At 35.3% G+C, this 25,483-nt stretch carries 26 protein-coding genes; 5 read left to right on the top strand and 21 right to left on the bottom strand.

Annotated features, from left to right (window positions below; all coding sequences use genetic code 11):
• The 13 genes from C8K15_RS00990 to C8K15_RS00925 all read right to left on the bottom strand — a co-directional run bounded on the left by C8K15_RS00990 (window position 1) and on the right by C8K15_RS00925 (window position 15,954).
• Window positions 1-846 (bottom strand): ABC transporter permease, encoded by an 846-nt coding sequence (locus C8K15_RS00990; protein ID WP_108584402.1) that lies wholly within the window; start codon window positions 844-846, stop codon window positions 1-3.
• A complete protein-coding gene (locus tag C8K15_RS00985) occupies window positions 843-1,778 on the bottom strand; it encodes an ABC transporter ATP-binding protein (protein WP_108584400.1) in 936 nt (311 codons plus the stop codon). Before C8K15_RS00985 ends, C8K15_RS00990 begins: the two co-directional genes overlap by 4 nt.
• Window positions 1,775-4,189 carry a hypothetical protein gene (locus tag C8K15_RS00980; protein ID WP_108584399.1) on the bottom strand — a complete coding sequence of 805 codons (2,415 nt, stop codon included), beginning with the start codon at window positions 4,187-4,189 and terminating at the stop codon, window positions 1,775-1,777. Before C8K15_RS00980 ends, C8K15_RS00985 begins: the two co-directional genes overlap by 4 nt.
• 180 nt (window positions 4,190-4,369) lie before the next feature.
• The gene (locus C8K15_RS00975; RefSeq protein ID WP_108584767.1) at window positions 4,370-5,404 is read right to left on the bottom strand and encodes an acyltransferase; all 1,035 of its coding nucleotides are present in this window, start codon (window positions 5,402-5,404) and stop codon (window positions 4,370-4,372) included.
• 393 nt (window positions 5,405-5,797) lie between these two features.
• Window positions 5,798-6,169 carry a PaaI family thioesterase gene (locus C8K15_RS00970; protein WP_108584397.1) on the bottom strand — a complete coding sequence of 124 codons (372 nt, stop codon included), beginning with the start codon at window positions 6,167-6,169 and terminating at the stop codon, window positions 5,798-5,800.
• 868 nt (window positions 6,170-7,037) lie between these two features.
• A complete protein-coding gene (locus tag C8K15_RS00960; protein WP_108584395.1) occupies window positions 7,038-8,156 on the bottom strand; it encodes an N-acetyldiaminopimelate deacetylase in 1,119 nt (372 codons plus the stop codon).
• A 9-nt stretch (window positions 8,157-8,165) separates the two neighbouring features.
• On the bottom strand, window positions 8,166-8,879 hold the full coding sequence (dapD, locus tag C8K15_RS00955) for a 2,3,4,5-tetrahydropyridine-2,6-dicarboxylate N-acetyltransferase (RefSeq protein ID WP_108584394.1): 714 nt from the start codon (window positions 8,877-8,879) through the stop codon (window positions 8,166-8,168).
• Between the two features lie 72 nt (window positions 8,880-8,951).
• The gene (locus C8K15_RS00950; RefSeq protein ID WP_108584392.1) at window positions 8,952-9,842 is read right to left on the bottom strand and encodes a transcriptional regulator CcpC; all 891 of its coding nucleotides are present in this window, start codon (window positions 9,840-9,842) and stop codon (window positions 8,952-8,954) included.
• A gap of 747 nt (window positions 9,843-10,589) precedes the next feature.
• Window positions 10,590-11,030: a cyclic-di-AMP-binding protein CbpB gene (gene cbpB / locus C8K15_RS00945; RefSeq protein ID WP_108584390.1), complete on the bottom strand. Its 441-nt coding sequence runs from the start codon at window positions 11,028-11,030 to the stop codon at window positions 10,590-10,592.
• A 110-nt stretch (window positions 11,031-11,140) separates the two neighbouring features.
• A complete protein-coding gene (locus C8K15_RS00940; RefSeq protein ID WP_108584389.1) occupies window positions 11,141-11,383 on the bottom strand; it encodes a hypothetical protein in 243 nt (80 codons plus the stop codon).
• A gap of 59 nt (window positions 11,384-11,442) precedes the next feature.
• Window positions 11,443-12,213, bottom strand: coding sequence for a 2,4-dienoyl-CoA reductase (gene fadH, locus C8K15_RS00935; protein ID WP_108584387.1), 771 nt, complete (start codon window positions 12,211-12,213; stop codon window positions 11,443-11,445).
• Between the two features lie 95 nt (window positions 12,214-12,308).
• Window positions 12,309-14,411, bottom strand: coding sequence for an RNA degradosome polyphosphate kinase (locus C8K15_RS00930; protein WP_108584385.1), 2,103 nt, complete (start codon window positions 14,409-14,411; stop codon window positions 12,309-12,311).
• Complete coding sequence (locus C8K15_RS00925; RefSeq protein WP_108584384.1) at window positions 14,404-15,954, bottom strand: Ppx/GppA family phosphatase; 1,551 nt, start codon at window positions 15,952-15,954, stop codon at window positions 14,404-14,406. The genes C8K15_RS00930 and C8K15_RS00925 overlap by 8 nt, the downstream gene beginning before the upstream one ends.
• 143 nt (window positions 15,955-16,097) lie before the next feature.
• Here C8K15_RS00925 and C8K15_RS00920 point away from each other — a divergent pair, with 143 nt between their 5' ends.
• Window positions 16,098-16,565 (top strand): YkyB family protein, encoded by a 468-nt coding sequence (locus C8K15_RS00920; RefSeq protein WP_108584382.1) that lies wholly within the window; start codon window positions 16,098-16,100, stop codon window positions 16,563-16,565.
• Window positions 16,566-16,627: 62 nt separating this feature from the next.
• On the opposite strand, the gene C8K15_RS00915 is transcribed toward C8K15_RS00920, so the two are convergent.
• From C8K15_RS00915 to C8K15_RS00885, 7 genes are all read right to left on the bottom strand, one after another.
• Window positions 16,628-17,947 carry an MFS transporter gene (locus tag C8K15_RS00915; RefSeq protein ID WP_108584380.1) on the bottom strand — a complete coding sequence of 440 codons (1,320 nt, stop codon included), beginning with the start codon at window positions 17,945-17,947 and terminating at the stop codon, window positions 16,628-16,630.
• A 23-nt stretch (window positions 17,948-17,970) separates the two neighbouring features.
• The gene (locus C8K15_RS00910) at window positions 17,971-18,843 is read right to left on the bottom strand and encodes an NAD(P)-dependent oxidoreductase (RefSeq protein WP_108584378.1); all 873 of its coding nucleotides are present in this window, start codon (window positions 18,841-18,843) and stop codon (window positions 17,971-17,973) included.
• Between the two features lie 263 nt (window positions 18,844-19,106).
• The gene (locus tag C8K15_RS00905; RefSeq protein WP_108584376.1) at window positions 19,107-20,351 is read right to left on the bottom strand and encodes a hypothetical protein; all 1,245 of its coding nucleotides are present in this window, start codon (window positions 20,349-20,351) and stop codon (window positions 19,107-19,109) included.
• On the bottom strand, window positions 20,321-21,505 hold the full coding sequence (locus C8K15_RS00900) for a DUF58 domain-containing protein (protein ID WP_108584374.1): 1,185 nt from the start codon (window positions 21,503-21,505) through the stop codon (window positions 20,321-20,323). The genes C8K15_RS00905 and C8K15_RS00900 overlap by 31 nt, the downstream gene beginning before the upstream one ends.
• Window positions 21,502-22,440, bottom strand: a complete 939-nt coding sequence (locus tag C8K15_RS00895) for an AAA family ATPase (RefSeq protein WP_108584372.1) — start codon at window positions 22,438-22,440, stop codon at window positions 21,502-21,504. Before C8K15_RS00895 ends, C8K15_RS00900 begins: the two co-directional genes overlap by 4 nt.
• Window positions 22,441-22,563: 123 nt before the next feature.
• Window positions 22,564-22,752: an aspartyl-phosphate phosphatase Spo0E family protein gene (locus tag C8K15_RS00890; protein ID WP_108584370.1), complete on the bottom strand. Its 189-nt coding sequence runs from the start codon at window positions 22,750-22,752 to the stop codon at window positions 22,564-22,566.
• 92 nt (window positions 22,753-22,844) lie between these two features.
• Window positions 22,845-23,033 carry a hypothetical protein gene (locus C8K15_RS00885; protein ID WP_108584369.1) on the bottom strand — a complete coding sequence of 63 codons (189 nt, stop codon included), beginning with the start codon at window positions 23,031-23,033 and terminating at the stop codon, window positions 22,845-22,847.
• Between the two features lie 120 nt (window positions 23,034-23,153).
• Here C8K15_RS00885 and C8K15_RS00880 point away from each other — a divergent pair, with 120 nt between their 5' ends.
• From C8K15_RS00880 to C8K15_RS00870, 3 genes are read left to right on the top strand one after another with little or no spacing between them, the layout of a single operon-like run.
• On the top strand, window positions 23,154-23,369 hold the full coding sequence (locus C8K15_RS00880; RefSeq protein ID WP_108584367.1) for a YkvS family protein: 216 nt from the start codon (window positions 23,154-23,156) through the stop codon (window positions 23,367-23,369).
• A gap of 38 nt (window positions 23,370-23,407) precedes the next feature.
• Window positions 23,408-24,022 (top strand): CPBP family intramembrane glutamic endopeptidase, encoded by a 615-nt coding sequence (locus C8K15_RS00875; RefSeq protein WP_199224040.1) that lies wholly within the window; start codon window positions 23,408-23,410, stop codon window positions 24,020-24,022.
• 50 nt (window positions 24,023-24,072) lie between these two features.
• The gene (locus tag C8K15_RS00870) at window positions 24,073-24,738 is read left to right on the top strand and encodes a hypothetical protein (protein ID WP_108584365.1); all 666 of its coding nucleotides are present in this window, start codon (window positions 24,073-24,075) and stop codon (window positions 24,736-24,738) included.
• A 39-nt stretch (window positions 24,739-24,777) separates the two neighbouring features.
• Here C8K15_RS00870 and C8K15_RS00865 read toward each other — a convergent pair whose 3' ends face one another.
• On the bottom strand, window positions 24,778-25,224 hold the full coding sequence (locus C8K15_RS00865) for a MarR family winged helix-turn-helix transcriptional regulator (protein ID WP_108584364.1): 447 nt from the start codon (window positions 25,222-25,224) through the stop codon (window positions 24,778-24,780).
• 68 nt (window positions 25,225-25,292) lie between these two features.
• Between C8K15_RS00865 and C8K15_RS20155 the strand changes: the two genes are divergently transcribed.
• Complete coding sequence (locus C8K15_RS20155) at window positions 25,293-25,478, top strand: hypothetical protein (protein WP_158268243.1); 186 nt, start codon at window positions 25,293-25,295, stop codon at window positions 25,476-25,478.
• Window positions 25,479-25,483 lie beyond the last annotated feature (5 nt).

Here is a 25,483-nt window from a genome sequence, read left to right as displayed (position 1 = left end):
TTATTTTGAGCGTTTCATATTGACACGTAATTTTTTGATTGAAATTGCAATAGCAGTTACAGCTAACAATAGATAAAAAATAGTGTATCCAGCCCATACTGGGAACTCGATTTTCGTTGCTTCGCTTACTATATTCTCGGTAGTTGGATTTAATAATGTAAAAATGAGTACTCCTGGATTGATACTTGCCCAAAAATGAGCCAGTGGTAATGGATTTGTCGTAACTCCTTGACCCATCATGTTAACTTGAACAGCAATCATAAAGAAAAATGCAGTAACTCCTGCTAAGAAAATCATCGTTCCATAAGTAGCAATCATCGATACGATCGTTTTCCTTGTAATAGTTGAGAACATAACACCAATACTTCCTACGGTAATCACGGTCAACAAGAAGAACAAGAAAATCAAGCCCAATTGCCCAGGTGATATCCCGCCGAATAAAAACACTAAACTATAAATTGGCAATCCAGCTACTAACATAAGCATCAAGAATGCAATGGATGAAGACAATTTACCCAATATTATTTGCATCGAACTTTGAGAAGTGGTCAATAAAATATTTAACGTTTGTTTTTCTCTTTCTGTACTAATGGTGCCCGCTGTTAATCCTGGAGTAATAAACAAGATTAGCCCTAATTGAATATATGTGAGTAACCCAAATAGGAAGAAACTTTCTTCCGGTCTAAAAAAGCCCGTTCCGGTAAATGCAGTCGTTAAAAAAATAAAACCGAATACGAAAATGCTCATTGCTATTAAGTAAAAAAGAATACCTGTAAAACTTTTCAGCGACCTGAAGCGGAGCTTAACTTCTTTGACGAGTACAGGATTATTTACATTAACTCTCATAAGGTCTCCACTCCTTTTGTGATTTCCATAAAGACATCCTCTAAATCCGTTTCTTGTTCTGCAAATGACAAAATGAATAAATTCTCATCTAATGCATGCTTTAATAAACGCATTTGATCATCTTCTGTACCTCTATATTTAAATGTAATTACATGTTTGTCAGGAAATTCTTCAATACCGCTAACAAAAGGATCTTCTTCAAAGAAACGTACAGCCCGATCAGCCAATCCTTTTATTTTCACCGTTATTAGTCGTTCTCCTTTTAATTGAGCTTGAATTTCCGATACTGAACCGTGGGCGATAAGTCTTCCCCCATCAATAACGCCAATTTCATCACACATTTCGGCTAGCTCAGGTAAAATGTGTGAAGAAATCAAGATGGTTTTACCCATGCCTTTTAATTGTCTTAAGATATCTCGCATCTCTACACGCGCACGTGGATCCAGTCCAGATGCTGGTTCATCTAGAATCAATACTTGAGGGTCATGAATCAATGCCCTTGCTAAACACAAACGTTGTTTCATACCTCGTGATAGCAAATCGACATACTCATATCGTTTATGTGATAAGTTAACTAGTTCTAAAAGTTGTGGGATGAGTTCTTTTCTTTTTGCTTCTGGAATTCCATAACTTGCACCATAAAAGTCTAGATATTCATCAGCCTTTAACTGGTCATATACACCAAAAAAGTCTGGCATATAGCCGATAAGTTTGCGCACTTCATGAGAATCAGTTTTCACACTTTTACCATTAATAAACGCATCTCCAGCTGTCGGTTGTAATAGTGTTGCTAAAATTGAAAATGTCGTAGATTTCCCCGCCCCATTGGCTCCTACAAATCCGAAAACTGTGCCTTCACTTAATGTTAAATTTAAATCATTCAATGCATAAAATGATCCATATTTTTTGGTAAGCCCTTTTATTTCAATCATTTTTGGACCTCCCCTTTTAAACGCAATTCTGGTAAACGCGTATAGTCATCTCCATTTGTAGCTTGTTTGTTCACCTTAAACTTAACTTTACCATCGGTTGAAATGTATTGATTCACATTTTCTTTAATTGAGAATCTGCCGCTATTTACTTCTTCAAAAGCTTTCGTTGAAACATTATAAATCTCGATTGTAATAGACGACATATCTGTATTAGCAAGTTGTAATTCTGACCATTTCACTTTATCGAGTGGGATATTTTCAGGTATTTTCAGTTCATATGAGTACATACCGCTAGACATCATCCACTCAAACTTACTTTCGGTCATTTGTTCATAGTAACCAGACGAATCTTCTGGAGTAATTTCGATTTCTAAGGACGTTGCAGGTAGTGTGAATTCTCCACTAAAAATAGTCTCAGGAGTAAACGGTTGATACACGACATTGATTGCAGACATTTCTGCCCGAGAATCGGTTAATTTTATTGGAACGATTGCATCCTCTGTATGTGCAACAATAGCGGGTTCGGTAGATTGTTCACCCATCATTTGTGACATTCGTAACAAACTGTTCTTTCGTTCTTTCGGCAAATCACTAGCTTTCATCGATGTCTGATATCCCATGTTCTGTGAACTTGTAGGTATACTAATTGGTAATAGAAGTGCAGATCCGATTGGCTCATTTACTTGAAGTGATTCGTTTGGACTTAAATCACCCAGTTGAATCATTTTTGAACCTGACCAAATCGCGATATCTTTCAGTGCAAATGGAAAATCATTCTTCACAGTCCCACGAACAATACCGCCGTCTACTGTCAAATCAATGACAAACTTTCCAGCATCCTTTATTAAAGAGTCTCCTAGAACAGAAGATACCGACCAATATCCCACATCTCTCACTGTTAGTTGATCACTATTTGCTTGTTCCTGCAAAATGGACAAGTTCATAACACTTCCATTAGACCCTGAGAATGAGTCCATACGTTTAGATGCAACCATAGACGTTCCTTCATCAGATTCAAATGTGAAATTCCCACTTCGATTAGAAAGTAAAGATTCTACATAATACCCTGAAAGACTTTCATCATCTTGTACTTTGTAAAAACTTACTTGTTGAATTTGAGGTCGAGCGAGACGATCTTTGGCTCCATATGCAAAAATCGCTGCAGAAGCGACAATTGAAATGGTAGGAATGATCCACCAAGCATGTTCACGCTTATCTTTTCTCTTTAATAAGAAATACAATAAAGGTCCGACTAAAATAATATAGATGATGACAATTCCAATCATTAACGGAGTTGAAACTTGGAATGACGGGAATAATTCATTAGTTTGACCAATTTCATAAGTCATTTGTTCTTTAAAATTTTCACCGTAATTCTGATTCATCTGATTTACATAACTACCATTCACTTTTTTCATTATTTCAGTTAGTAGAAATGTATAGTTAGCTTGTTTTGACAGCGGCTCGTCACCTAAAGAAAAAGCAGTTTGGATAATTGCTCCTGAACCTATAGATTTCATAGCTACGGCTGCATCTTTATCAGATTTCATAAGAATACGAGATCCTTCATTAACTTTAGACCCAAAAAAGGAGACATCTTCTGTAAATTCTTTGTTTGCAAAAGCAGTTAAAGTCTCCGCTTTTAATGTTTTCCTTTCATCGGACAATGTTAATGGTAATTGCTCTGACAATAATCCAAGTTCCGCACTTGTATTATTTGATGCACCTACAAGTACTACCCCACCTGTCTGAACCCAGTCAAGAATTGCTTGTTGTTGTTTCTCGTTTAAATCCGCCAACACATACTCGTCAATTACTAAAAAATTAGCAATGTCATATGCCGCTTTATCAGTAGGAAATTGATAGTCTTTTATTTGTCCTAGATGGATAATTTGAGAGCCGCCCATACCTGATAATTTCATCGAGGATAATGCACGTAATCGATCTGCACTTTCAGTTAATGTTAGAAAAAAGAATGTTTCAGGACCATAAGATTGGGTTTTGACATTTTTGTTGCCTTTATAAGGAATGTCTTTCCCTTCTTCCCAGCCACCTTCGTAAAAATAGAACATTTGATTGGATGAATTATTATTCATTGATTCATCTGATAATCCAGGTAATGCCAAACTAAGTGTTTTCGTTTCCCCTTTTCCAATGGTAAGAGGAATAGCTTTTGCCGATCCTACTCCATATGATTCGGAATAATCGATGACTAAATCCCCAGAGAATTCATCCCCTGAATTCACCACAGTAATTGTAAGAGGTAAACCCTTTCCATACTTAATTTTATTTTGATAACCAGCGGTAGCTTTAACATCTAGTAGTGGAGCTGCAGATGCTTCAGTTAATGGGATAAAACTAAACAATAATAATATGATTAAAGCGAAAAACCAGCGTGTGTTTTGCTTCAAATTCCTTCCCCCTTATCTCTATATTAATTAGTACGAATTGTCTACGAATTAAGTTGCGATAAATCAAAAAAACATATTAACTTTTTTGAAATAAGCGAAATTAAAAAAGAAAAAGACATTCTCATTTCAAGAATGTCTTTTTCTACTAATAAATCATTTTAAGCTTGAGAGCCCTCTCTGCTAAGGCATAATCTTTTTTAATACCGGGATTTTTTGAATAATAAATGTAATGATTGCACTGATGATAATTACTATTGCAACATTTACTGGGATTCCAATAATGGGATGGAGGTGATCCCAAACTTTACCGATTATCGCAGAAAAAAGATAATTCAGAACCAACAGATGGACTAGATAGATACCAAAGCTAGATTGACTAAACCAATTTAGTTTAGAATTAATGTCTAGTTTCGATTTATACAAAATGTCTTTAAATAAAATGAAAATCCCAACTGCAATCATGAACACTGTGATCGAATGATATGCATACCAATATTGATCTAGGTTTCCACCGGTTTTAATTGTTCCATAATAGGTGAAAAAGAATGTTCCTAACAAACCAATAACCATAGAGATTTGGGAAAAACCAATAAGGTTCTTAGACAATTGATATTTAAATAAATAGTAACCTAAGACGAAATACCCTACAAAGTTTGTCACAAAAAATAGCTCTATTGATAAACTAAATCCAATGAGATAAACCATAAGTTTTCCAATAATTGAAGCAAATATCCATAGCCCTAAGAAATATTCAACATCTTTCTTAGTTGCATTTCGAACTAAAATTTTCAATAGAGGTGTAATTAAATACAAGCCTAATATTGTATACATAAACCATAGGTGGGCAACAATATTATCCGTAAAAAATTGATATATAAACTCTTTAATTGAATACACATTAATATTCTTGAAAGCCTTTGCTAAATAATAAATGATGCTCCATGCAACTAATGGAATCACTATTTTACTAACCCGCTTTTTTAAAAATTGAAGTGTCGTAAGTGATCGATTGTCATTTAATAGCAAAGCACCACTAATCATAACAAAAATAGGGACTGAAGCTCGAGAAAGTGTCTCATAGAAATTTCCCGAAAACCACCTAAATAAATCCGTTTCAAGTGGATTTGCTGAAACTATAGATGCCGATACATGAATAGTTACAACTGCAATAGTTGCATAAATACGTAAGTAATCTAAATAATAATATCTTGTCATTCCTTCACTCTCCGATAATCTAATTACATTTTTTCCTAACACGAACGTGGAAAACTCCTGATCATTTACTCTATACCCTTTTATACTTTAAACAAAGTAGTGTCTTAACTCAAATGAATTCACTTTAGTTTCAATTGTTAATCGTTATCATGATTTGAGAGCGAGCATATTTAAATTCTGATATGTACTAGATATCCGGGGTCTTTTTCATTTGGACTTAGTTTTCCGGTAGATAAACTTATGCCACATCAACGTAAGCCCCGTAACTCTCCGAATCCAACCAATAATCTTATCCCAGAATTAGGAGCTGGGACTAATGAAAAAAATGAGTGAGTCTTATTGTTCTTATTAGAAGAAAAACATTTAAATACTCGCCATTTATGAAGTTTGGTACTAACAATTAGCAAAAATCCCATTAGCTTTTGCTACTAAATTGTTATTTTCATCATAGATTAAACAGTCTGCATGACTAAGTGTTCTTCCTTTCTTTACTTGATCTGCATGAGCTATTAAGTATTCCCCTTTGGCTCCTTTGATAAAAGTCATTTTAAGGTCTACTGTTACAACTGTTTGTCTATTGTTTACATCCACTTCAAATGTGTTACACATCGCAACATCAGCCAGGGAAGAGATGACTCCACCATGAACAACCCCAGCACTATTTAAAAATAGAGGTTGTATCGGTAAAATAACTTTCAAACTCGTATCACTTACTCTTTCGTAATTAAACCTTAAAAACTCATCAAATGGTTGTTGGATAAACACCGTTTTCACCCTCCACTTTTCTGTTGCTCAAATTGATTAGAAGTTGTTTATATTTTTTTACTCTTAGATGATTGTAATCACCAGAATACCCTTTTTCAAGCAAAGTATCTATCTTTCCAATATAGGTCTTTATAATGGATTTCAACTAAATTAAATAGATCATTTATATATCCTTTTGAAGCATCATCAATAAATTTAACAAAATACTAGACTTTTTCATCTTTGCTTAATTTATTTTTATTTAACATCTTAATCTCCTGATTAAACATGATTTCAAATAGCTTTTCGCGCCACTTTTATATCTTAGTCAAAATGGTTAGAATTTCATAAATGCAATTAAGCTTGCCCTAATTGCTTCAGTAATAATTACATTAGGAGATGCAGCAGCAATAGCATTTGAAGGAGTAGTACAAGAAGAACAACTTCAACAAGACCAAGATAAACAATTGGTAAGACTGCAAAAACAAATTGACTATTTAATAAATTTATCAAAAATTAAAAAGTGACTCATTAAGTAACATAATTTCCAACCTTTGCTTCACCTTTAAACACTAGCCTCCACTACACCCCCTTTAATTTAGAAAGTAGGTATAAAAAAAGCCCCTCTTATGAAGGACTTCAAGCATATATTCGACAAGTTGAATACGTACAATTATTTGCGTTGTTAAATATATAACTAAAAGGACTTCAATTTATTTTAGGAAGTCCTTTTAGTCAAGTTGTTACATAGACGTTCTTTTGCGGAAGGAATCCTATTTTAATTGCTTCGTGAACGAGCTGTTCTCTAAATCTTGGATGTGCGATATTAATCAGAACTTCGGTGCGTACCTGAGTACACTCACTCTTTCAACTAAACGTTTTCATGATTTTAGAGTGAACGTAAATAAGATTCAACAAATGGTACGAGGTAATCGATGACTTTTTCATCAGGATTAAGTTTGGCATTGTGTAGTCCATATGGAGAATCGACACCAGCCCAGAATAACATACCTGGGATTTCCTCAAGGAAAAATCCAAAGTCTTCTCCTGTCATCGCTGCATCACATTCTATTGAAGTAGTGAATGCATCTTGCTCCGCAAATTTCAAAAAATCTGAAGTGATCTCTGGAGTATTAAAAACTTGATAGTATCCCGAGCCATAGTCTATTTTAAATTCGCATTCAAATGCAATTTCAGTTGCCTTACATAATGCTTCGATTCTATTTTTTACATTTATCATGATTTGTGCATCCATTGTACGAATCGTTCCTTCTAATCGTGCATGACCTGAAATAATATTTTGAACTGTTCCAGAAGTCATTTTACCAATCGTCACGACTGCTGAGTCTAGAGGATTGATTGAACGACTAACGATCGTTTGAAGTTGCAATAACAGACTAGCTGCTGCCACCGACATATCTTTTGTACGATGTGGAAAAGCTGCATGTCCCTCAACTCCACTGAGATCGATAAATAACTCTGAGGTATTCGCAAATAATAAACCTGGACGAGTTGCAACAGTTCCCACTGGATACTCTGGTGCGATATGAAAAGCAAATATTGCATCAGGTAGGAACTCAGGGTGCTCTTTTTTCAACCATTCTCGCATTGGCAAAGCACCTCCTGGTCCTTCCTCAGCAGGTTGGAAGAGAAACACCATGGAATCAGTTATCGGCTCTTCATTTATTCGTCTTAACAACCCAAGAGCTACTGTCATGTGAATATCGTGACCACATGCATGCATAAAACCATCATGTTCAGAAGCGAACTCAATTGTTGTCTGTTCATCTATAGGGAGTCCATCAATATCCGATCTCCAACCGATTGTTTTAGTTGGATTTAATCCTTTTACATGCACTAGCACTCCAGTTTTCCACTTCACCACTGTTAAACGCTGTTGATTCAAAGCATATATTTCCTCTAATAAATAAGCTTGTGTTTTATATTCTTGAAATCCAATTTCCGGAATTTGATGTAAATCACGCCGAATTTGTTGAAGAGTTTTCATCATCGAATCCTACAATTGACGAAGTTCTTGCATGATTTCTGTTTTTGATTTCGTTTTATCATCAATTTCTTTAATAACTTTCGCAGGCATACCTGCAACTACTGTATAAGGAGGAACATCCTTTGTTACGATTGCACCCGCTGCAACGACTGAACCTTTTCCGATTTTCACGCCTTCTAAAACAACTGCGTTTGCGCCTATCAGAACATCATCTTCAACAATAACCGGCATTGCTGAAGGTGGCTCAATGACACCTGCTAAAACAGCTCCTGCTCCAATATGACAATTTTTACCGACTGTTGCACGTCCACCTAGAATTGCGCCCATATCAATCATTGAACCATCACCAATAACAGCGCCAATATTAATTACAGCACCCATCATAATGATACAATTGTTACCGATTTCTACTTGGTCACGGATAAACGCACCTGGCTCAATTCTAGAGTTGATACCTTTTAAATCTACTAATGGAATAGCCGAATTACGACGGTCATTTTCAACTACTACATCCGTAATTTGATCTTTATGAGTAGATAAAGCTGTTTCAATTTCAGACCATTCACCAAATAACACTAGAGAATTTCCTTCGCCAAATACTTTCGTTTGAGCTCCAAAAGAAAGTCCTTTTAAGTTTTCACCATTCACATAAACCTTTACAGGTGTTGATTTTTTAGCATGTTGAATATAAGAAATAATTTCATATGCATCCATTTGTTTCATCTTTGATGAACTCCTTTCAATCTTGCAAAATATGGACTAATTGTACAACAAATTGTATCACAATACACTTATTTAATTTGTATATTCATGCAGTTTTTCTGCATGTTCTTTCACAACTTGGACAAAAGCTTCCACTTGCCTTAGTTCAAAAGCTGACTCATACCCTATTAACCAAGTATCACGCGTCAATTCAAATTCTTCTGCTTGGTTGGTTAAAGCTATTTTATTAATCTTCTCTAAACCACTTAATGTAATAGAAGGTAAAATAGCGTAACCGATTCCATTTAAGGCCATTTGCTTGCACGTTTCAATTTGATCAACGGTGATTTGACGTCTTGGACTTGAAGCAAAATGACGTTGCCACCAAGCTTGTATTTCTTGATAATAATTGGAGTCACTTTTAAATTGAATAAAGGGTCTGTCAGTAGACAAAACATCCTCAAGTTCTTTTAATTCTTGGTCTACCAAGTACAATGTATCACGAAATAAATGGATTTTTGTACCTTTCCATTCCGTATGACCCCGGACAATTCCAATATGAGCTTCCCCGTCATACAAGGCTTTGACAATTTCTGAGCTCCAACCTGTAATAAGAGAAATTTTTGCTTCGGGGTATTTTGTAACGAAATCTTTTAACACCATTGGTAACCAATTCTGGCCAACAATTGAAGCACATGCAATTTTTAAGGTCCCATGAACTTTTGATGTCAAAGATTGTAGGATTTCAAAAATCTCTTCCTGTTTTGCTAGGGTATCAATAGCAAATTGGATGATAATTTCACCAGCGGGAGTTGCAGTGAGACCCTTTTGGGATCGAAGGAAAAGTTGGGCTCCCCACTCTTTTTCAATCGTTTGAAGACGTTGGGATAATGCTGGTTGAGATAAAAAAAGTCGTTCCGCCGCTTTTCTCATGTTGCGCTCTTCAGCTAAAATTTTAATAATTTGAAATTCATTAGTTGTCACTCATTTCACTCCATTCAAAACTTAGATATGTATATCTTTTATTTGTGAATTAAAGTTTTAATTAAACGAAAAGCTAATACTGTTGATATTGAAGAACAAATGAAAGAGTGCATTTGCGCCTGCCATGCCGAGCGTGAAGAATGAGACCCACAACAATGTGGTTTTCATTCTTGGCTCATGCGTAACGTGCGGCAAGCGTAGATGTACGATAGACAACAGTATAGTTTATCTTAGCCTTTATTTTCAAAACATCTTATTAAAATCAATCTAAGAATTATCACTACAACTACAAACCGAAACCTTGATTCCATTCACTGAGGATGGGCTTGTGACTGCGTCACTCGCCCACCTCTCTTTTTTTTGAGATCATCCTGCGGCGGGTTTGCATCCTTCGCTCCCTTGTAACTTGAAAGGACACAGTAAATTAAGTTTGGTTAACTACAGAATAGAAGATTCCTTTAAGTAGGTGTTCGGCCGAAGATGCTATTCCAGCCTCTTTCTGCTTTTTTTATATTGGCAAAGTTTAAGAATGCTGTTGATATTAAAAATAAACGAAAGAGTACATTTTACGCCTAGCATGCCGCAAGAGCGTGAAGCGTAAGACCCACAAGTATGTGGTTTTCATACTTGTTGGCTCATGAAGAATGTACGACTAGCGCAAATGTACGATAAGCAACAATATAATTTAACAAAGCCAAATGAAAAAGAAGATCTCCAATGGAAATCTTCTCTCATTTTTGCATAATACTAATTATTTTGATAGATATGTTTCTTTAATTGTTTTAAGACGACTCGTCTAGTTAATATGCCTACAAATGTCTCTTCATCATCTACTACACATAGGAATGGATGATCAATTAATAAATCGAGCCCTTTTTTAAACTTTTCGTCAATATGGATAGATGGTACGGGTGATTGCATCAACTGATCTACTTTCAAATCTGGCAATCGCTCATATTCAATGTGTTCTAATCCTAAAATGGCATCTGTTATCATCCGAGTACTAATTAATCCTTTTAAGCGATACTTAGTATCTAATACAGGAATGGATGAATACCCTGTTTTCGTTAATACTAGTAAAGCATGTTCTGCACTGTTTCCCATTTGTACATGAGCTACTTTTTCTGACGAGATGATGAATTCTTCGATTTGCATATCCAAAAAACCTCTGCTTGTAACCGAAATCATACACTTCTACTCCTTTTCTGTTCTACCAGTGAACAGCATACTACTCATTTATCATATCATATTCAGGATAAAAACACTGAAGTAAACCTTTCCAAAAAAAACTTCTTCACCTAATAAGATGAAGAAGTTGCGTAATAATAACCTATAACAATTGATATAAAAATAAGTGCAGCCGCAAAGACCCAAAAGATTGGATTGAGTGTATAAGGATGCTCTTTTACTGCGACTGGAATTGGTGAATCGTTTGTTTGTTGTCTCTCTCTTTCAAATGTCATGATTCTTCTAGTCGCATAAAATCCAACTGCACAGATAATTACTATTACGCCTAATAATGGCCATGTCCATAAACCCATTTTCATCCTATCCTTTCAATGGAGTAGAATTAGTATGGGTTAACATTTAAATTTTAAGCTTAAAAAGGAAATTTATTTAACCATTGTCCACCATCTAAAGTGACAATCTCACCATTCATGTAAGCAGCTTTGTCAGAAAGCATAAACGCAGCAAGATCAGCAATTTCTTCTGGTTTCCCAAGTCTTCCTAGTGGCACAGACTTTAATGTTCGTGCAGCAGCCTCTTCAGATTCCCACAACTTATCAGCACCACCAGTTCGCTCAATTGGTCCTGGAGCGATTCCATTAACACGAATGCCATATTGAGTTCCCCATTCAACTGCTAAGGTGCGAGTAAGAGACATGACACCTGCTTTAGCTGCAGCAGAGTGAGCTACGCCAGCTCCAGCATTCCAAGCATAAGTTGCCAACATATTCAGTATTGATCCTTTTTGTTCTTTTTCAATCCAATAATTCCCTACAGCTTGAGAGCAATAAAAAGTGCCATTTAACACGATATCGATAACTGATTTCCAGCCATTTGGTGAAAGTTTTTCTGCATGAACGATGAAATTTCCTGCTGCATTGTTAACAAGTCCATCAATCCGTCCAAACATGTCGTGCGTATAATTGACCATAGCTTTAACATGTTCAGGTTCACGTACATCCATTTGAAAAATGCCTACATGATTAAAATCATGGGAAATTGCTTTTTGTGCAGTCTCTAAACGTTCTAAATCACGTCCAGTAATAACAACGTTTGCTCCTTCTTCTACGAAACGCTTCGCCATATAAAATCCCATTCCACTTGAACCACCAGTAATAATAATTGTTTGGTCTTTTAGTAACATTTTAATACCCCCTTATAATATTTCTGAATATTCATTCATAATTCTATTATGCCATCACTATTCCACAAAAGTATATAGATATAGGAGAAAAAGCATTATTCTTCATCTTTTGAAACACGATATACCAATTTTAATAATTCTTCCTGACTGTTTATTATTTCTTCATGCTTATTCGGGAAACGATAGTGGTACTCACCATGTTCATCTTGTTCACGTGACTTCGCAGTATCTTGCATTTGAAGTAATATAACATTCATGATTCGTTCTTTAATAAACGGATCGACGATAGGAAAAAGAATTTCCACACGTTTAATCATATTTCTTGTCATCATATCTGCAGAAGATAAAAATACAAGATTTCCCCCATTTTGATGGAACCAATAGATTCTCGAGTGTTCCAGAAAACGTCCAACAATACTAATGACCCGAATATGTTCACTAATCCCTTTAATTTGAGGGCGTAAACAACAAATACCTCGAATAATTAAATCGATTTTAACTCCAGCGATTGAAGCATCGTACATTTTAATAATTAGATCTTTATCCGTAAGTGAATTCATTTTTGCTCGAATATACCCATTGCCATGTTCCTTATGAAGGACAATTTCTTGATCAATCAATTTCATAAATTCATCTCTAATATCATAAGGAGCGACAACTAGATGATGAAAAACAGGTTTTTCGGTATAGCCACTTAAATAATTAAAGAAATTGGTTGCATCGATGCCAAATTTTTTCCTAGTAGTGATAATCCCCATATCCGTATAGATTTTTGCAGTTTGATCATTATAATTTCCTGTTCCTAAATGAACAAATCGTTCAATACGATCATTTTGTGTTCTAACCACTAATGTGATTTTTGAATGTGTTTTTAAATTATGCATACCATAAATAACAAGGCATCCGGCCTGTTCTAATTCTTTTGCCCAGTGAACGTTATTCTCTTCATCAAATCTTGCTTTCAATTCAACTAATACCGTTACTTGCTTGCCATTCTCTGCCGCTTTTTTGAGCGCGTGAATCATGGGAGAGTTTCCACTTACTCGATATAAAGTCTGTTTAATCGCTAATACATTGGGGTCATCTGCCGCTTCAGATATAAATTCTATAATAGGTGCAAAAGATTCATACGGATGATGGAAAAATAAATCTTGCTGCAATGCTTTTGTAAAAATATCTTCATCCGATGTCAAATCGACAGGTGGTTGTGGTATGAAATTTTCAAACTCTAACTGTTCTCGACCAACTTTGATTTCTTTAATAAAGCTAAATAAAAATGTCAAATCTATTGGGCATTCAAGTTTAAAGACATCATCTTTATGAATTTCAAGTTCATTAAGTAAATAACTTAATACTTCCTGATTAATTTCATTTGCTCGAACTTCCAAACGACTAGCTGCTCCCCATTTTCGTTTTTTTAACTCCTTTTCAATTTCTACTAATAAGTCTCGGGCACCTTCTTCGTGAATTGTAAGATCCGCGTTTCGGGTCATTCTAAAAGCGGTGACTGATTTTACTTTATATCCAAAAAACAACGAATTTATTTGATCTATAATCAAGTCTTCCAAGTAAACAAACGTATCTCCTTTTTTAGAAGGGACTTTAATCATCCTTTTCAAAACGGATGGAACTTGAACAATAGCCACTTTTTCATTAGTTTCTTCTCCATTTTGCTGTTCAAGAATGATGATAATATTCATTGTTTTACTTAAGAGTGTTGGAAACGGTCGATATGCATCCACTGCAACTGGGGTTAATACCGGGAAAACATGTTCTTCAAAGAAGTTATGTGTATATATTTTTTGTGTTTTAGAAAGTTCAGCCATCTTTAATACCTGTACATCTTGTTGTTTTAATTGTTCATAAACAAGCAACTGATAAACGCGCGATTGCCGTTTGACCAATGCATGTGTTTTTTGAGCAATTTTTTCAAGCTGTTGTTTTGGAGTTAAACCGGCTTTATTTTCCGGTTTTTGAAACCCTACTCTCACTTGATCTTGAAGGCCCGCTACTCGTACCATGAAAAATTCATCCAAATTCGAACTAAAAATGGCTAAAAATTTCAATCGTTCAACTAAAGGATTCCGTTCATCTTCAGCTTCTTGAAGAACACGTTCATTAAAAGCTAACCAACTAAGTTCACGATTGTTGTAGTATGAAGGGTTATCTTTTTCAAAAAGTGCTTGTTGTTCAGTCATGCGAATCTCCATCCTTCATTACAAATTCCAAAGTGACCTCACACTTACATAAACGCTCTAAATGTTTTTTCTGTTTACCTGCTTGATATTCTTCAGCCATAGCATTTCCACTTACAAAAATCTTCATTCGAACACCGTCTTGCGAAGATTCAATTGATAAATCGTTTACTATTGATCGTTTTGAACCATTTAAGCCATAGGCAAATTTTAATATCGCCCCCAACTCTCTCAAACTTTTTAGTTCTCCTTTTTCAATCCATTGTTCGAATGGAGCTGCGTACACTTTAAATGTATCTTTGTTTTTATACGAAGCCACGAGTGCTAATCTCAAGCGATCCAAATGCTCTAAACCGTCAATAGAACGATTAGTTAAAATATAGAAGGTATGTTGACTTGCAGAATCCGCATCAATGTATTCTCCTAAATAGAAAAGGGATGCTGCTCGTTCAAGCAATAGCAAGTTTGCAGGCGACTGTTCGATGATTCGATTCTTCACGCACTCCAAATAAATTTTCCTCGCTAAAAATTGGAGATGTCTCGCTTCTTTGAGATTTATTTCATATTCAGCTGCTAACGTTTCACTGCTGTGTTTAAATACTTCATGTTTATTTAATTCTTCCGGATGCGTTTGTAGAATACGGTTTAGCATGATACCTTCTCTTAATCCTTTACCACTAAACATAAAATCTTCAGACTTTACCACTTTCATCAATGCTCTGAAAACTTCTAGCGCAGGTATTATAATATCTGCTCGATCACTTGATAAACCTTCAATTTTCTTCAACTCTTCTATAGATAAATCTGACAATGTGTCACTCAATGTAATAACATCATGCACCTTCATCTTATATTGATGAACGCTCGAAAAAGGATATTCTTTTCTTTGCTGATCAATTTGAGCAATATTTCGAGCGCTACCACCAATCCCGATGACAGGTAATTTCAACCCATTAAGCCAAGGCAGGGAACGAAATTGAGCTTCTGTAAACAAAGCCAATTGTTCTTTTTCTACAGATGTCATCCGGTCACCTTGCATAAAATGTTGCTTTAGTGAAACAACTCCAAAAGGAAAGCTATGTGTGTTCTGCAATTTCTTTTCTTTGAAATATGTAATCTCAGTACTACCTCCACCAATATCAATCGTTACCGCAGACTTTGTTGGTACGGAATGTGACACCGCAACAAAACCAAAATACGCTTCTTCTTCTTCTGTTAACACATCTATATCTAAACCCGTTTCTTTTTTCATACGTTTAAGTATCTCATTTTGATTTGATGCTTGACGAACAGCAGCTGTCGCCGTTACTAAGACTTCTTGCACATCATAATCATCTAACATTTGACGAAAAGATAATAAAATCTTTTGAAGTAATTCAATCCCCTCTTCAGACATTTCACCATTAGTTTGTATATAGGTTCGTAAACGAGCTACGGTTTTTATATTTTCGAATTCGCGTAGACCTCTTCTTTCATCATAAGAATAAATAACTAAGCGGATCGTGTTAGACCCAATATCTAATATAGCTGTTTTTTGTTTTTTCATTTTTATCACCTTTTCCACATTTTTTTGAATTCATCTATACATATTGGGAAGAAATTGGTATGATAATATTTAATTGAATGCTCTGAATTTTTCCTTATTCTTGCATTATTACTCGTTTTCTACGACACGAAGGGTGGGATTCCATGAAACCAAATAGGACTGATGAACAATTAGCTGCCGCTATTTATTCTGTTAATCGTCATGCAAAAACTGCAACTGATAACAAATTTCTTTATGAATTAAAAAGATTAACCATTGAAAAGATGATTGAAACCGGACGTGCAAAAAAATTGGGACTACACTTTGTGAAAAACCCTCGATTTAGTCAACAGCAATCTTCTGTATTAGTTCAATGTGCTGATTATTACTTTCATCTATTACCCAAAAAAGAAGATTTTCAAAGTCTGACACATTTGGGTCATTTGGATGATAACTACCGTAATCCACAAAGAAGAATGAGTTTGAATATAGCCAAACAACTTCTAAGTGAATATACAGGCTTATCTCAGACAATAATAAAGAAAAAACCCACACATGCTCCCACCCCTATGTCTAAAAAACAACCTTTAAAAAATCGTTCATATACGTTTGGAAGCTCTTATTTAGATTAATTTATATATTTACAAAAAAGCCGGAACCCATCAAAGTGGTTCCGGCATTTCTCTTTATTAATTTAACCCACTTTAGGGTCAGTTGAATCATGTTTTAAACGCAAATGAATGATTAATCCAATAACGGTCATTATAATCAATGTTGATAATGCAATACGACTTGCAAGTGGTCCATAATCTTGAAGTTGATACGTAATCGTCCCATAAAGGACTGGACCAATGATAGACGATACTTTACCTGAAAACGCAAACAGTCCGAAAAATTGACCGCGTTTGTCTTCCGGTGACAATTCAATAATGAGTGTACGAGATGTGACCCACATAGAACCTAGAGAAACACCGAACATACTTCCCGCAATCCAAAACATCCACTGATCATAAGCAAAAACTGCTACAAATAGGGAGACAATCATAAGAATAGCAACTATGGTGACAGCATTTTTGGCTCCGATGCGTTTGGTTATATAGCCGAATACAAAAGAACCTATAACGGTGGAAATAGTGGATACCAGATAAAGAATAATGAACTGTCCAGGTGAAAAACCAACTATAACGGTGGCATAAATCGCCATCATAGCTATTGTTGTGGCAATCGCATCGTTAATAAAGAAAAATGCAATCATAAATGTAAAAACGGATTTATGAGATTTCATATCCTTAAAAGTGCTGATAATCTCTTTGTAGCCATCAAAGAATGAACCTTTGACACGTTGATTTTTAGGTATAGGTGTATCTTTGTTTATAAAAAATAATGGCAACGAAAACAGCAAATATAAAATGGCTGTTGGAATGAATGCTCTGTGAAATTCACCATCACTAACAAGCAAATAAACAAGTAACCCAAGGATTGTACCGATATACCCCACCGCTACTCCAAATCCGGATATTAATGGCATCTCTTGTTTCGAACCTAAATCACTCATCATGGAATCATAAAATACAAGACTCGAATTAAAAAAGAATTTTGCTATAACAAAACTAATAACAACTAAGGCATAGGACAGTGGAACTCCCCACAAGAGTGAATCGCTTTCAATTCCCCCAAACACCCCCATCATAAAAGTGGCGATGATTGATATTGAAGCAAACCACACGATAAATCTCTTTTTGTATCCTGTTCGATCAATCCACACACCGAATAAAGGAGAAAACATGACTAAGAAAAAACTCGCGATTGCATTCGCATACGAAACAAACGTGCTGGCAACTTGTTGTCTTGCTTCACTGGTTCCAATGACTTCATCAGTATAGAAAGGAAAAAAAATAGTGTTAATATTAGATGAAAATATCGTGTTAGCAAAATCATAAAAGGCCCAAGATAAAATCGGTAATGATAGATAAAGAGCTATTGGACTCCGAGGAGTCGTTTGTTGCTGGTCCACTCTAACACCCCACTATTTTTATTCTATTTGTCGTACGCCTTTATTAAACTTTGTGTTCCCTCATTTTCAAAACCTAGCTCTGCCAAGTTCCGATACATGGAATAAGCCATTTCTAAACCAGGAAGTGTTACATTCATTTTTCGGGATTCATCCAGAGCAATGCCCATGTCTTTAATAAAGTGTTTCATATAAAAACCAGCTTCAAAATCACCTTTTAACATTCGTGGCGCTAGATTTGTTAATGACCATGATCCTGCAGCACCTGTCGTAATTGATTTTAAAACCAATTCTGGATCGAGCTTAGCCTCTTTTGCATAGGTAATAGCTTCACAAGCCGCAATCATCGTGGAAGCGATAGCGATTTGATTTGCCATTTTTGTATGTTGCCCCGCTCCTGCCTTGCCTTGATAAACTACATTCTCACCGAATAAAGAAAACATCGGCTGAATTTTATCGAAAACATCTTTGTCTCCTCCGACCATAATCGATAATTTACCTGATTTTGCTCCAACATCTCCTCCAGAAACGGGGGCATCAAGTGAACTCATACCAACTGCTTGTGCTTTTTTGTAAAGGTCTATAGCAAGAGTTGGTGTTGATGTTGTCAAATCGATAGCAATCAGATCTGGCTTGCCGTTTTCAAAAATGCCTGTATCTCCATAATAGATTTCTTCAACGTCTGATGGATAACCAACCATTGTGAAAATGACTTCCACTTGAACAGCAACTTCACCAGGCGACTCTGCCCACTTTGCACCTAAATCTAGTAAATCTTTTGCCTTCTCTTTCGTACGTGTGTAAATTGATACTTCATGACCTGCAGCAAGCAAATGTTTAACGATACTTTTGCCCATAACTCCAGTTCCTACAAATCCAACTTTTGCTTTTCGACTCATTATGTAACCTCCAAGGTGTTGATATTAATTATTATATTAGTTTATCAAAGTTCCTAGACTTAAGCATCGCAACATTCAGAAAACAGAAAAATTCTTTTTAAGTTCTCATAAATTTCATAATTTGAAGAGTAATAAATATGACAGGAGAAACATATGTACACAAAAAAAGTAGGACACATTCCTCTCGGGAAATGTGTCCTATAAAAAGGGGGAAATGAGAATGTTGCTGTGTTCATTTATAATATGCCCACATTTCTATTTCTTTAAACATCTTTATCAAAATATTTTAATAAAAGTTTTTTTAATTCAGTCATAAACCATTCTCCATCTTGATCATTCATTTGCTGCCCGCTATAACGCACTAAATTATAGACTTCATAAAAGTTTTCAGATACCTGCCATCCTTCTCGGTTAAACCATTCCCGAACTGTCTCATTTTGTTGCCTGCTATATCCCATTCGTCCTGCTTCACTTTCAAATTCACGATATTTATCTCGTACCAAGTTTGTATTCATCGAATAAAGCCATGTGGTTGATGGCATTTCTTCTTCTTTATTAAGGTTGCTAACACTTCTTTCATATAGAGTTTGCTCTTCAGCAACTTCAACTTTTTCAGTTTTATTCTTTGATAAACGCCAAATGATTATTACAATTCCAAGGATACTTACACTGATAATTATGGCAAGCCAAGGAAAATCACCAGGTGCGTCTAACCAATCCAATTGTTGAAATTGTTGGGGCCTTACTTCTATTTTCTGTGGTTTCATTAAGTTTTTACTTTCAGGTTCTTGAGAGAATTGAGTAAAAATACTTTGTAACCAAACAAACACCACACCTACCGGATATAAAATCAATTCAATAATGTCCCCAAATAATAAGACAAACCATTCTCTAGCCTTGCTTCCTATTCCCAACATCAAAGCAAAGGCAACTGCTGCAAAACTGATGATACTCATGTAAATAAAAAGTACTTTTGAAAAAGGTACTTGAGTTGAATTCTTTGACCGTAACCATTGAACAACTATCCGATCTAATACAAACAATACGGATCCAACAATCGCTAATATAAATACATCTCGAACTACCTGCGTTTTATTAAATACCGTTATTAAAAAATAAGATATTGCAAACATCACCACTAATAGAGTAAAGAATGAACCATCATGCGTGGCATCTTCTTGTATTTTTGCATATCGCTCCTGAACTCGCCAAACTGAAAAGGCAATAATGAAGAGAAACAGCCAAAATGGAGCATTAAAAATAAATACAATCAATCCGACAATAACTGAAACGACTAGCGAAATAGCTATTTGGTATCCAGTTTTCAAAAATAAAAGGTTAACTGCTATGGCAATACTAAATAACACTGCTATCCAAATATAATGTGGTGAAATTAATGTTTCATTCGGCATGAATAACACTAGAAAAGAAACTAACCATGCATCTTGCAAAAACTTTCCAAACGATTCATATTGCACTAACGACCTTGAAGGGGTTGATTTTTCCATCCTATCTCACCTCCAAGATTTTGATTTAATCTAATGTTTACATGTATATTATTCGACCATTTCGCTACATAAGAAGCCATCTCATTTACATCATGAGTGAAAATCACAACTGATACTGGCAAGTTTTCATGCATAACCAAATGTGACAACATCCGATTAAAAGGAATTGTATTATCATTCTTTGATAGGATTGAAAGCAATTCCATTGCTTTTTGACGTTGCTTTTGTCCATCGCCTATTGGCAAGTACAAATAAGGCGTCACCCCAAAAGACCTGACATTGACGGTAAGTGCAAATGGAATTCCTTCGCGATAGAAATAATCAACAAAAGAGGCAATTTCCTCAATGCGTTCTTCTAAATCCGCAATTATGGAGTAACGATTTTCCACGTTCAGTACGAGTAATGCGGATTCATTTGCCACTTGTGTAAAAACTTTTGTTTGGAGCTTTTGCATTCTTGCACTGGCTTTCCAGTGAATATGATGAAATTGATCTGCAGGTTCGTAATCTCTCGTACCAACAGGTGAAAATAAGTCTTGAAATAACGAATGTTTGTACTCGCTATCCCCTGGTTTTAATGGAGAAGCTTTTCGCACATTCTTTAATGGATACATACGTGGATAAACCATTTGCTCCATTAATAATAGAGGTTTATGAACAAGTGCGACCGACCCTTCCCCGAATAAGTGAGGGACGGTTAACTCCAATTGCTTTAATCTGGACAATCCTCTTTTTTGACCTTCAATTGGTATTTTAACTGTCAAGACTTCATTTCTACCAATCGTTAATGGAACCACAATTTCAATGAGCTGAGAATGACCTACATGCAAATTAACAAGTGGTTTTACCGCATCTTGAAAATATATTCTCAATTGTCCATTCCAAATAGGTAGTCCCTTGTTTTCAAAAGTTAATTCCCAATTGGATTGGCCACCTTTGAGCATGCGACTTCTTTTCTTATTGTTCAGTAACGTCAATTTCTGACCAACCTGTTTAAAATACAGCATTTGCATAAAAGTTATCACACCGAAAAAACAAAAAACTCCTGCAGCAACATATTGCACGAGGATAATTGACATCGTCAAACAAAGTAAAATAATCGTAAGTACCCAATTCGTTTTTGTTGCTCCATAATAATCTCGTTGCCAAATCATCTTGCCATTGCCTCAACAGGTGCTTGAACGGATTCAATGATCTCTCTGAGAATATCTGCTGGCTCACGAATTAACATGCCTTCAGCCGTCAACATTAGACGATGTGTGGAAAGTGGGGCTACCATTAATTTAACATCATCTGGGATAACATAAGATCGCCCTTTAATAAAAGCATGTCCTTGAGCAGCATGAAGAAGTGCAAGCGATGCACGCGAACTTAGACCTAGTTCCACATGAGGATGCTGTCGAGTGGCATGAATGATTTGTAAAATATATGTCTCAATGTCATCATGAACGGTAATTTTTCTTACATCACTTCGCCATTGTTGAACATCTTCGATTTCAATGATTGATAAAGATTTTACTGCACCAGGTGCTAGACTGAACTCTCTTAATATCTTTCGTTCTTCTTCAAAACTTGGATAATTAATTTCGATACGGAACAAAAAGCGATCTAACTGCGCTGCAGGTAATGAAAAAGTGCCTTGCTGAGATTCAACTGGGTTTTGAGTTGCTATTACCATGAAAGGTTCTGGCAATTGAATAGTTTCGCCATCAATTGTCACTTGTTTTTCTTCCATGGATTCTAGAAGACTTGATTGTGTTCTTGGTGTAGCACGATTAATTTCATCTGCAAGTAATATATTTGTCACTACAGGACCTGGACGCATGATAAATTCTTGCGATTTAGGATCGAAATAACTAATGCCAGTTACATCTGAAGGTAAGACGTCTGGAGTAAACTGAAGACGTTTAAACTTCCCTTTAAACGAATGGGCAAAAGATTTGGCCATCATCGTCTTTCCTGAACCAGGAACACTTTCGAGTAAAACGTGCCCTCCTTGAATTAATGCAATTATCATTAAATCAATTTCTTTTTCTCGCCCTACGATTGCTTCATTTAACGTTCTTCTTAATTTATTTAATTTTGACAATGCAAATCCCCCTTATTCCAATTGTTATACTAATTGTATAAGTATACCAAATTACTATATCAAGAATATAAAAATTAATCTGATAATACTAACAAAAAGAAAAAAAACTAAGCGATTATTCGCTTAGTTTTTGATTAAATTCAAATTGTATGTAGGATTTTCAGGATAATTTTTCCTATGATAAGCATTTAAAAGTTGATCTACCTTTTCACTTAGTTGGATGGTATTAACGTTTCCAAAACCATTCTCTAGCGCAGACTTAATCATTTTCTCTCTAGTTTGTTCCAATTCCTCAAGAATTGATTCTGTCACATTATACCTCCTTTAACAAGCCTTTTTATCCATTATTATACACTTATTTTAGCGAAATAACATACTTTCATTCCGACAAAATACGACATTTTTCAACTTCTCGCATTCTCTTCATATGTATAAATAACGAGTCCGCCTTGTTTTGCAATTCCGCGAAAATGCTTAAAATCTTCTCGTAGAATAAGAATTTCACGAAATTCTAAAAAATTTTCTTTTTCAATTGTAATGGACGAAATGTTTCCTTCTTTTAATTCTTCTAGTTGTTGTTCATATGTATTCATATTAAAGCCCCTTTATTAATAAAATTAATCATGATTTAATGTTGTTTTCAGAAAATACTTTACGTTACAAAAAATTTCATGCAAACTATTGAGTATGAGAGCATGAAGGAGCTGAAGTTTGTGGAAATTGCGACGGTTGGATCAATCATTGAGTTTAAAGATGGCTTGCAAGGAATTGTAGAAAAAGTAAATGAAAACTCGGTTATCGTAAATGTTTCCATAATGGAAAACTTTGAGAAACTCGAGGTTGAAGAAAAGACAGTTGTGAATCACAAACGGTATAAAATAGTATACCTTAAAGAAGAAGAGTCTTCACCTTTGACAGAAGAAGAATAAGAGTGAATTTTTTTAATACGGTACAGGAGGTTTCATAATTGAATATTTTAGCTCCTAATTTACGATGGATTGTCATGCTAGTTGGCGTCTATGTATTACTTCTATTCACATTTATGAACGAAACTTTTTTTTGGTATATGTATACATTTACCATGCTTTTATTTATGGCCTTATCTTTTGTACTAGTAAAGATGGAAGACGAAGTACAAACCTGGGAATACTTAGTGTTCGGCATAGGGTATGGTACACTAACCTATGGACTTATTGCAACCGCTTACCGGTTTGCCTCTATTTTTACTGATGATGCAGCGATTTCAGTAGAGCGATTTCTAAGTGTTTATGGACCAACCACAGTATGGCACTATTTATTATTGATGTTGATTATTGCACCAGGTGAAGAATTGTTTTGGCGCGGGTTTATTCAACAAAAATTAAAGGATTATATGAGTCCATTCTTTGCTGTATTAGTTGCTTCGTTACTTTTTGGATTGTCTATGTCGTTCAGTGGATTTTGGCTAGGCGTCCTTGCAGCAGTTACTTCTGGGATGCTATGGGGAATTTTATACGAATGGAAAAAAAGTATGCCACTCATCATAATTGCACACATCACGATGACGATTCTGTTATTTCTCATTCTTCCTCTTAACACTTAAAACCTTATTTCATTACAACATGACTACTACTCAAAGGAGAAATCTTAAACATGAAAAAAACATGGCTTTTATTTGCATCACTTACTCTTGCTATCTCCATGCTAGCCGCTTGCAACTCAACGAATAAATCAAAAGAGAATGAGGATGAAACAGATACTCAAGTAGAATCTGGTGAGACTACCGGTGAAGAAACATCCGAAGAGAATGTCGAAGAACCAACGACTTCAGAAAATAGGGATTCTGAAAAGACACTTACCTATTCAGTTAATAAAGAAGTAAAAGAGGCTACTGCTAAATTAACTGAAAGTAAAGAACAAAATTATTCACTATACAAACTAGATGGTTTTACTTTAACAGGTGAAGAGCCAAATAAAGATTCACTTTACTTGGATGATAATCCAGCTGTTTTTATGCGAGTTGAAACCATCTCAAAAGATGATGCTTCTTTAGAAATCATCGCTAAAAATATGCACGAAACAATGACATCGGTCAGTATTAACAAAGAACCAATAGAGATTGGTGCAGATAAATTGCCAAAAGGCGAAGGTGTTTTGAATCCAAGTGGCTACCAAACAACTTTTGAATTGGGTACAGTATCTGGCTTTGTTTTTGAACAAGGAAATCTAATTGTTCGTCTTACCATTTTCGATCAAAAGAGCGTGAACCAAACAGATGCGTTCTTGAAAATGGGCGAAACTATAGCTGCAAAAAAATAAAAAATTCCGGCTCATTTAGTTGAGCCGGAATTTTTTATTTTAATAAGAAAAATCTTTAATCGATAAACCTAACTTTTTCAGTAAGACAATCATTTGATCCTTTTCGTCTGAATCAAGAGCACTCATCATCTCATGTAACTGCTTCTCATGCTCGGGAAACAGTTCATTCATAAATGCTTCCCCTTCAGGTGTAATTTCAGCAAACGTCACCCTACGGTCAGATGGACAAGATACACGGTGAATAAATCCTCTTTTTTCAAGCTTATCAATTACATACGTAATTGATCCACTAGCTAATAAGATTTTATTACCGATTTTCTGTAAAGGTTGTCTTCCTTTATGGAACAGTAACTCTAAAACTGCAAATTCAGTCGGGTTTAATCCATTCTTTTGAAAAAATTGATTCGTGCATTCATGTAATGTTTTATAGGCTCTTGAAAGCACAATAAATAACTTTAATGATTGTGTTAGTTCTTCTGATTTCATCTATTTCACCTTATTCTCAATATATCTACTTAAAACTAGTATATAGGGAACTAAAGAACTTTGTCAAAATGCGTTGTCTTATCGACTATTCCGCGTTTAACAAAAATGGGGACGTCCAGCAAAGATGGATGTCCCTAACAATTCAGCTCTATCATTATGGCGATCTTTCTATTCGCGGTTCTGTGTCGACTATGAGCGGATTTTTGTCGTCTATTCGCGGTTTCATGTCGACTATGCGCGAAACGATTGATTAGCCAAT

Source organism: Paenisporosarcina sp. OV554, from assembly GCF_003058165.1.
In the GTDB taxonomy this organism is placed as follows: Bacteria; Bacillota; Bacilli; order Bacillales_A; family Planococcaceae; genus Paenisporosarcina.
This window is presented reverse-complemented; position numbering and strand designations above follow the sequence as displayed.

What these genes read in the sequence shown, in the direction of transcription:
- C8K15_RS00960 (WP_108584395.1), bottom strand. Translation starts at nt 8,156, where the DNA reads ATGAAAACTCTTCAACAAATTCGGCGTGATTTACATCAAATTCCGGAA.
- fadH (WP_108584387.1), bottom strand. Translation starts at nt 12,213, where the DNA reads ATGTTACTAAAAGACCAAACAATTATTATTACTGGTGGTTCAAGTGGA.
- C8K15_RS00930 (WP_108584385.1), bottom strand. Translation starts at nt 14,411, where the DNA reads ATGACTGAACAACAAGCACTTTTTGAAAAAGATAACCCTTCATACTAC.
- C8K15_RS00920 (WP_108584382.1), top strand. Translation starts at nt 16,098, where the DNA reads ATGAAACCAAATAGGACTGATGAACAATTAGCTGCCGCTATTTATTCT.
- C8K15_RS00865 (WP_108584364.1), bottom strand. Translation starts at nt 25,224, where the DNA reads ATGAAATCAGAAGAACTAACACAATCATTAAAGTTATTTATTGTGCTT.
- C8K15_RS00885 (WP_108584369.1), bottom strand. Translation starts at nt 23,033, where the DNA reads ATGAATACATATGAACAACAACTAGAAGAATTAAAAGAAGGAAACATT.
- C8K15_RS00990 (WP_108584402.1), bottom strand. Translation starts at nt 846, where the DNA reads ATGAGAGTTAATGTAAATAATCCTGTACTCGTCAAAGAAGTTAAGCTC.
- cbpB (WP_108584390.1), bottom strand. Translation starts at nt 11,030, where the DNA reads ATGATTTCGGTTACAAGCAGAGGTTTTTTGGATATGCAAATCGAAGAA.
- C8K15_RS00925 (WP_108584384.1), bottom strand. Translation starts at nt 15,954, where the DNA reads ATGAAAAAACAAAAAACAGCTATATTAGATATTGGGTCTAACACGATC.
- C8K15_RS20155 (WP_158268243.1), top strand. Translation starts at nt 25,293, where the DNA reads ATGCGTTGTCTTATCGACTATTCCGCGTTTAACAAAAATGGGGACGTC.
- C8K15_RS00975 (WP_108584767.1), bottom strand. Translation starts at nt 5,404, where the DNA reads ATGACAAGATATTATTATTTAGATTACTTACGTATTTATGCAACTATT.
- C8K15_RS00910 (WP_108584378.1), bottom strand. Translation starts at nt 18,843, where the DNA reads ATGAGTCGAAAAGCAAAAGTTGGATTTGTAGGAACTGGAGTTATGGGC.
- dapD (WP_108584394.1), bottom strand. Translation starts at nt 8,879, where the DNA reads ATGAAACAAATGGATGCATATGAAATTATTTCTTATATTCAACATGCT.
- C8K15_RS00900 (WP_108584374.1), bottom strand. Translation starts at nt 21,505, where the DNA reads ATGATTTGGCAACGAGATTATTATGGAGCAACAAAAACGAATTGGGTA.
- C8K15_RS00940 (WP_108584389.1), bottom strand. Translation starts at nt 11,383, where the DNA reads ATGGGTTTATGGACATGGCCATTATTAGGCGTAATAGTAATTATCTGT.
- C8K15_RS00870 (WP_108584365.1), top strand. Translation starts at nt 24,073, where the DNA reads ATGAAAAAAACATGGCTTTTATTTGCATCACTTACTCTTGCTATCTCC.
- C8K15_RS00905 (WP_108584376.1), bottom strand. Translation starts at nt 20,351, where the DNA reads ATGGAAAAATCAACCCCTTCAAGGTCGTTAGTGCAATATGAATCGTTT.
- C8K15_RS00985 (WP_108584400.1), bottom strand. Translation starts at nt 1,778, where the DNA reads ATGATTGAAATAAAAGGGCTTACCAAAAAATATGGATCATTTTATGCA.